This is a genomic window from Duganella margarita (genome assembly GCF_009857535.1).
Taxonomy (GTDB): Bacteria; Pseudomonadota; Gammaproteobacteria; order Burkholderiales; family Burkholderiaceae_D; genus Rugamonas; species Rugamonas margarita.
Map to the genome: position 1 here is coordinate 1 of NZ_WWCS01000049.1, position 5,671 is coordinate 5,671.

Annotated in this window: 5 protein-coding genes and 1 rRNA gene; 1 reads left to right on the top strand and 5 read right to left on the bottom strand. The window is 62.9% G+C overall.

What is annotated here, in order from left to right:
* Positions 1-80: 80 nt before the first annotated feature.
* From GTP55_RS28905 to GTP55_RS28925, 5 genes are all read right to left on the bottom strand, one after another.
* Positions 81-704, bottom strand: coding sequence for an ABC-type transport auxiliary lipoprotein family protein (locus GTP55_RS28905; RefSeq protein ID WP_161048217.1), 624 nt, complete (start codon positions 702-704; stop codon positions 81-83).
* Between the two features lie 10 nt (positions 705-714).
* Positions 715-1,653, bottom strand: coding sequence for an MlaD family protein (locus GTP55_RS28910; RefSeq protein WP_161048218.1), 939 nt, complete (start codon positions 1,651-1,653; stop codon positions 715-717).
* Positions 1,653-2,495, bottom strand: coding sequence for an ABC transporter ATP-binding protein (locus tag GTP55_RS28915; protein ID WP_161048219.1), 843 nt, complete (start codon positions 2,493-2,495; stop codon positions 1,653-1,655). The genes GTP55_RS28910 and GTP55_RS28915 overlap by 1 nt, the downstream gene beginning before the upstream one ends.
* Positions 2,495-3,607: an MlaE family ABC transporter permease gene (locus GTP55_RS28920; RefSeq protein ID WP_161048220.1), complete on the bottom strand. Its 1,113-nt coding sequence runs from the start codon at positions 3,605-3,607 to the stop codon at positions 2,495-2,497. The genes GTP55_RS28915 and GTP55_RS28920 overlap by 1 nt, the downstream gene beginning before the upstream one ends.
* 146 nt (positions 3,608-3,753) lie before the next feature.
* Positions 3,754-5,226 (bottom strand): B12-binding domain-containing radical SAM protein, encoded by a 1,473-nt coding sequence (locus GTP55_RS28925; RefSeq protein ID WP_161048221.1) that lies wholly within the window; start codon positions 5,224-5,226, stop codon positions 3,754-3,756.
* Positions 5,227-5,555: 329 nt separating this feature from the next.
* Here GTP55_RS28925 and GTP55_RS28930 point away from each other — a divergent pair.
* Positions 5,556-5,671, top strand: a 16S ribosomal RNA gene (locus tag GTP55_RS28930); the annotation flags it as partial.

Here is a 5,671-nt window from a genome sequence, read left to right on the forward strand (position 1 = left end):
CCCGGTGCCGTCCGCCGCGGCCAAGTTCGCCGGCGGCGCGGCTGGCGGCCCGGCGTCTGGCGTTGCTGGCGTGTTTTCCGTCATTCCCTCGACGGCGGCAGCGCCGCCAGCCAGCTGAGCACATCGGCTGCGACCGCATCGCTGGCGTCGGCCAGTGCGCGCGCGCCGCCGGCCGCATCGGCGCTCGGCGCCGGCACGCTGCGGCTAAAGGTCTTCTGGTCCACCAGCTTGTGACTGCGGAACACCGACGCCCGCAAGCTCAGCACGCCATTGCTGGCGGTGGCGGTGTCGAAGTTCTGCGCAAAATCCTGCACTTCCATGCGCAGCACGGTGGTGCTGGCGGCGGCATCGGTGGTCGACAGCACCTTCACGCCGGCCTGCGCCAGCCGCGCCTTCATGCGCTGGGTCAGCAACTGCGCCGGCGTGCTGGTCCACTGGTTGTAGGCGTAGGGCTTGGACTGGCGCGCATCGGCGTACAGCAGCCGGTATTGCATGCGTTCGGTATCCAGCGCGGCCGGGCCGGTGACATCGGCCACGATGACCGCGCCGATATTGCTGGCGCTGGCCGGCGCGGCTGTGGTTGGTACTGCGGGCAGCGGACCGAAATCGAATTGCGACGTCGGCATGCCCTTGCTGGCGCAGGCGCCCAGCAAGGCAGCCATGGCGGCGATGGCGAAGCAGTTGCGGATGGTGGCATTGATCATCTGATGGTCCTTATTTGGCCGGCGCGGCAAAGCCTTCTTCGCCCGGGCCCGGCGGCGTGCCTGGCGCGCCGAAGATCAGGCTTTGTGGACGGTCGTTTATCTTGTTCATGGTCTTGCGCAGCGCGCGCATCGACGCCCGCGTGTCGTCCGACAGCGAATTGACCTGCGGCAGCGTATCGAGTTCGATGCCGCCGGCCACGGCATCGACCGAACTGCCGATGCGTTCCACCTGCGTGGTGATGCGCTCGATCGGGCCGCCCGGCGCCTGCAGGCCGGTGGTCAGCTGGTTGACGTCGTTGGCCAGCGCGGTCACCGAATTGAGCGTCTTCTGGGTCTGCTCGGCCAGCGCCGGCAGCTTGTCGATGGTCGGCTGCAGTTTCTCCGGCAGCTCGCGGTACTTCTGCGCCGTTTGACTGACATCGGAGAAAGCGCCCAGCATAACCTTCTGGTGCTCGGGGCTGAGCAGCTCATTCAGGCGGTTGGTCACTTCCTCGGTCTGCGACAGGATTTCCTTGCCGCGTTTTTCCAGCTGGTCGAAGAAGCCCTGGCGCAGCGGAATCTGGGCCGGATGGTCGGCGCTCGACGGCAGCCGCGGCGAGCCGACCTTGTCATCGTCCAGCGAAATGAAGGCGATGCCGGTCACGCCCTGGTAACCGAGCGAGGCGAAGGTGGTGGTGGTGATCGGCGCGTCGGAGTTGATATTCAAGGTCACCACGATCTGGCCGGTCACCTTGGGATCGAAGGCGATGCTGCCGACGCGGCCCACTTCCAGCCCGCGGTAGCGGATCGGCGCCTGCGGATTGAGGCCGGGGATGGACTGCGCGGTGGCAATCACATACGGCGTGCGCTCGACGCGGTCGCGGTTGAACCAGAGGCCGTACAGGATCGCCGCTATCAACAGCGTGATCGTGAAAAAGCCGGTAGTCAGGGCATGCGATCTATTTTCCATCAGTGCTCCGTGGGTGTTTTGTCGTCGAGCGCTTCCAGCGCGCGGCGGCCGCGATCGCCGAGGAAGAACTCTTTGATGAACGGATGGTCTACTTTCAGCACATCGCGCAGCGGGCCGAGCGCGATCACGTGTTTTTCCGCCAGCACCGCAATCCGGGTGGACAGCGCGAACAGCGTGTCGAGGTCGTGGGTGACCATTACGACGGTCAGGCCCAGCTCGCGGTGCAGCGATTTAATCAGCGTGACGAACGCTTCCGACAGGTCGGGATCGAGGCCGGCGGTCGGTTCGTCGAGGAACAGCAGTTTCGGCTCCAGCGCCAGCGCGCGCGCCAGCGCCACCCGTTTGACCATGCCGCCGGACAGGTCGGACGGCATCTTGTTGGCCTGGTCCGGGCCCATGCCGACCATATTCATCTTCAGCAGTACGGCGTCGCGGATCAGGTCTTCCGGCAGCACCTGCAGTTCGCGCATCGGCTGGGCGATGTTCTCGAACACCGTCAGCGCCGAATACAGCGCGCCTTGTTGGAACAGCATGCCCCAGTGGTTGCGCAGCTGTTGCAGCTGGTCGGAATCGATCGCGCTGATGTCCTCGCCGAACACCCGCACGCAGCCGCGCGCCGGCCGTTCCAGCCCCAGCATCTGGCGCACCAGCGTGGTCTTGCCGGTGCCGGAGCCGCCGACGATGGACATGATCTCGCCCTGTTCAATCTCCAGGTTCAGATCCTGGTGCACCACGGTGCGGCCGTACTTGGTCCACAGGCCGGTGATTTCGACCACCGGCACGCTGCCGTCCAGGGTCAGTTCGCCGGTGCCGGGGCCGCAGCTGATTTCCGCTTCGCTCATCAGAACCCCACACCGCTGAAGACGATCGCGAACACGGCATCGGCCAGGATTACGGCGGTAATCGCCGAGACCACCGAGGTGGTGGTGCCGCGTCCCAGGCTTTCGGTATTGGGCTTGATGCGCAGGCCGAAGTGGCACGACACCAGCGCGATCAGCATGCCGAACACCGCGCCCTTGCCGATGCCGATCATGTAATTCGACAGCGGCACCGCCTCCGGCAGCTTGAGCAGGAAGTATTGCGGCGACAGGTTCAGTTCCACCTTGGCCGACAGCATGCCGCCCAGCAGCGCGATGGTATCGGTCCAGATCACCAGCAGCGGCATGGCAATCGCCAGCGCCAGCACTTTCGGCATGATCAGGCGGAAGCCGTGCGAGATGCCCATCACCAGCATGGCGTCCAGTTCCTCGGTCACGCGCATCACGCCCAGCTGCGCGGTGATGGAGGAACCGGAGCGGCCGGCCACCAGGATCGCCGCCAGCAGCGGCCCCAGTTCGCGGATGATGCTCATGCCCAGCAGGTTGACCAGGAACACGTCGCCGCCGAAGTTGCGCAGCTGCTGCGCCGACAGGAACGAGAACACCACGCCGATCAGGAAGCCGACCAGCGCCGTGATGCCCAGCGCCTGGAAGCCGGCGTGGTAGATATTGGCGGAGATTTCCTTCCACGGCCCGCGCAGCGGATTGCGCAGGAAGCGGCCCAGGTCCAGCACCACCTGGCCGACCAGTTTCAGCAGACCGGTCAGGTGTTCGAAGAACAGCAGCATGGCGAAGCCCAGCTTCATCACCAGGGTCAGGCGATTCTGGCGTGGACGCGGCAGTTCCAGCGTGCCGGTGGTCTCCAGGCGGTTGAAGAATTCTTCGAGTTCCGGCGGCAGTTGCAGATCGGCCGGGCGGGTCCTGCCCCAGGCGTTCCACAGCAGCTGGGCGCCGATATGGTCCATGCTGGCGACGGCCGACAGGTCCCATTTCAGCTGGTTGCCCTTGAGCGCCTTGAGAAAAGTGGTGATGGTGGCCATCGCCTTGCCTTGGGCGAGAGCGTGGACCTGCCAAGTGCCGGTCGCGGCAACGGCGCCGGCATTCAGGGTCAGGGTAGGCTCTTGGGCAATAGGCATGCTGCAAGTTTAAGGGAGATTGGCAGTTGCCGCCACCACAGCCTACGTCCGGGGTGTGCTGCCTCTCTAAAGGCGGACCCCGTAAAGCCTGGGGTCTGACCCCGTACCGGGTCAGACCCCTGCTTGCGGTGTGCGGGGTAGACGCATCAGGCAGCCAGCCTTCGGGCCTGCCGCTTGGGAGCCGGGGTCTCGGCGGGCTTGGGTTTCGCCCCCGCATAGTCGCTGGCCAGCAGCGCTTCGGCGTCGGCCTTGTCCATGCCCTGGGTTTGCAGATAGCGCGCCACCATGGCCACCAGCCGCTCCAGCGCAATCCGGTGCGTGGCATCGGTATTGGCGTATAGCCAGTCCGAAAACGCCATAAACCGCTGGAACGGCGCGTCATCCAGCAGCACTGGCAGCGTATTGCCGAAGCGTCCGGAGTTCGCCACCAAGTCCCAATAGCGCGCAAACCGCACCAGCCGCTGCATGGTCGGAAAATCAATATCGCGGTTGGCCAGGATGGTGTACGGCGGATACGGGTCATACACCATGCCAAATTCCTGCGTATGGCGGATGATCGGCGTGCCGCGCAGGCGCTTCAGGATGCCGAACTGGATCTCGTGCGGCTCCAGCGCCCACAGCTTGTTGAAGCCTTCGGCGAAGCTCTCCACCGTCTCGCCGGGCAGGCCGGCGATCAGGTCGACGTGCATGTGCGCATGCGATTGCGTGGTCAGCCAGCGGATGTTGTCGGCTGCCTTCTGGTTATCCTGTTTGCGGCTGACCAGCGTCTGCACCGCCGGATTAAAGCTCTGGATGCCGATTTCGAACTGCAGCGCGCCCGGCGGGAATTTACTGATGCCCTCTTTCAGTGCATCCGGCAGATGGTCCGGAACCAGCTCGAAGTGGGCGTAGACCGGATCGTCCGGATTGGCTTCCAGCTTATCCAGGAAGAACTGCATGATCTTCAGGCTGGTCTTGATATTCAGGTTAAAGGTGCGGTCGACAAACTTGAACAGCCGCGCGCCGCGCTGGTACAGCGATTCCATCTCCGCCAGGAAGTTCTCCAGCGCGAACGGCCAGGCCGTCTTGTCCAGCGCCGACAGACAGAATTCGCACTTGAACGGGCAGCCGCGCGAGGCTTCCACATACAAGGTGCGGTTCTTGATGTCGTCGTCGCTATATAGAGAGTAGGGCAGCGCGAGGTCGTTGATCGGCGGCTGCACGCCGGCATGCACCTTCATCAGCGGCTTGGGACCGTTGAGGATCTCGCCGCACAGCTTGGGGAAGGTGACCTCGCCCCAGCCGGTCACCACATAGTCGGCCAGCCTGACGATTTCCTGCTCATTGGTCTCGTGCGACACCTCGGGGCCGCCCAGCACCACGGCCACCTGCGGCGCCACGCGCTTGAGCATGGCGACCACCCTGGCGGTTTCCTCGACGTTCCATATATAGATGCCGAAGCCGACCACCTTCGGCGCATGTGCCAGGATGCGTTCGACGATCTCGGTGGTCTTGGCGCCGATGACAAATTCCTGCAGCCTGGTTTGCTCCTGCAGCGCACCCATATTCGCCAGCAAATAGCGCAGGCCCAGCGACGCATGGGTGTAGCGGGCGTTGAGCGTAGTAAGTAAGATAGACATTCGCGTATTTTACCCTTGCCAGACGCGCTTGCCCTTGTTATGATTCTGTCCCTCACGAAACAACACATGCAAATGCAGCGTTGAGTGAGAAAAAGAAGAGCTTGACGAGATGGTCGAAACGCCTCATAATCTTGCCTCTTCGCTGACAAACAAAACGCTTTGTCAGCACGCAGCACAGAATGATCTTTAAAAATTTACAGTCGATAAATGTGGGCGTTTGATGCTGCAACAAAAAGCATTAAATGCTCAAGCAATAAATATTCAGTAGAAATACTGTCAGTATTTTGAGTAAGAGCGAACCATCCGGTAAAACGGATAAAACAGAGATTAAACTAAAGAGTTTGATCCTGGCTCAGATTGAACGCTGGCGGCATGCCTTACACATGCAAGTCGAACGGCAGCGCGGGGCAACCTGGCGGCGAGTGGCGAACGGGTGAGTAATATA

Excerpts from the sequence above, each read along its gene's own strand:
- GTP55_RS28905 (WP_161048217.1), bottom strand. The coding sequence starts at position 704 with ATGATCAATGCCACCATCCGCAACTGCTTCGCCATCGCCGCCATGGCT.
- GTP55_RS28910 (WP_161048218.1), bottom strand. The coding sequence starts at position 1,653 with ATGGAAAATAGATCGCATGCCCTGACTACCGGCTTTTTCACGATCACG.
- GTP55_RS28915 (WP_161048219.1), bottom strand. The coding sequence starts at position 2,495 with ATGAGCGAAGCGGAAATCAGCTGCGGCCCCGGCACCGGCGAACTGACC.
- GTP55_RS28920 (WP_161048220.1), bottom strand. The coding sequence starts at position 3,607 with ATGCCTATTGCCCAAGAGCCTACCCTGACCCTGAATGCCGGCGCCGTT.
- GTP55_RS28925 (WP_161048221.1), bottom strand. The coding sequence starts at position 5,226 with ATGTCTATCTTACTTACTACGCTCAACGCCCGCTACACCCATGCGTCG.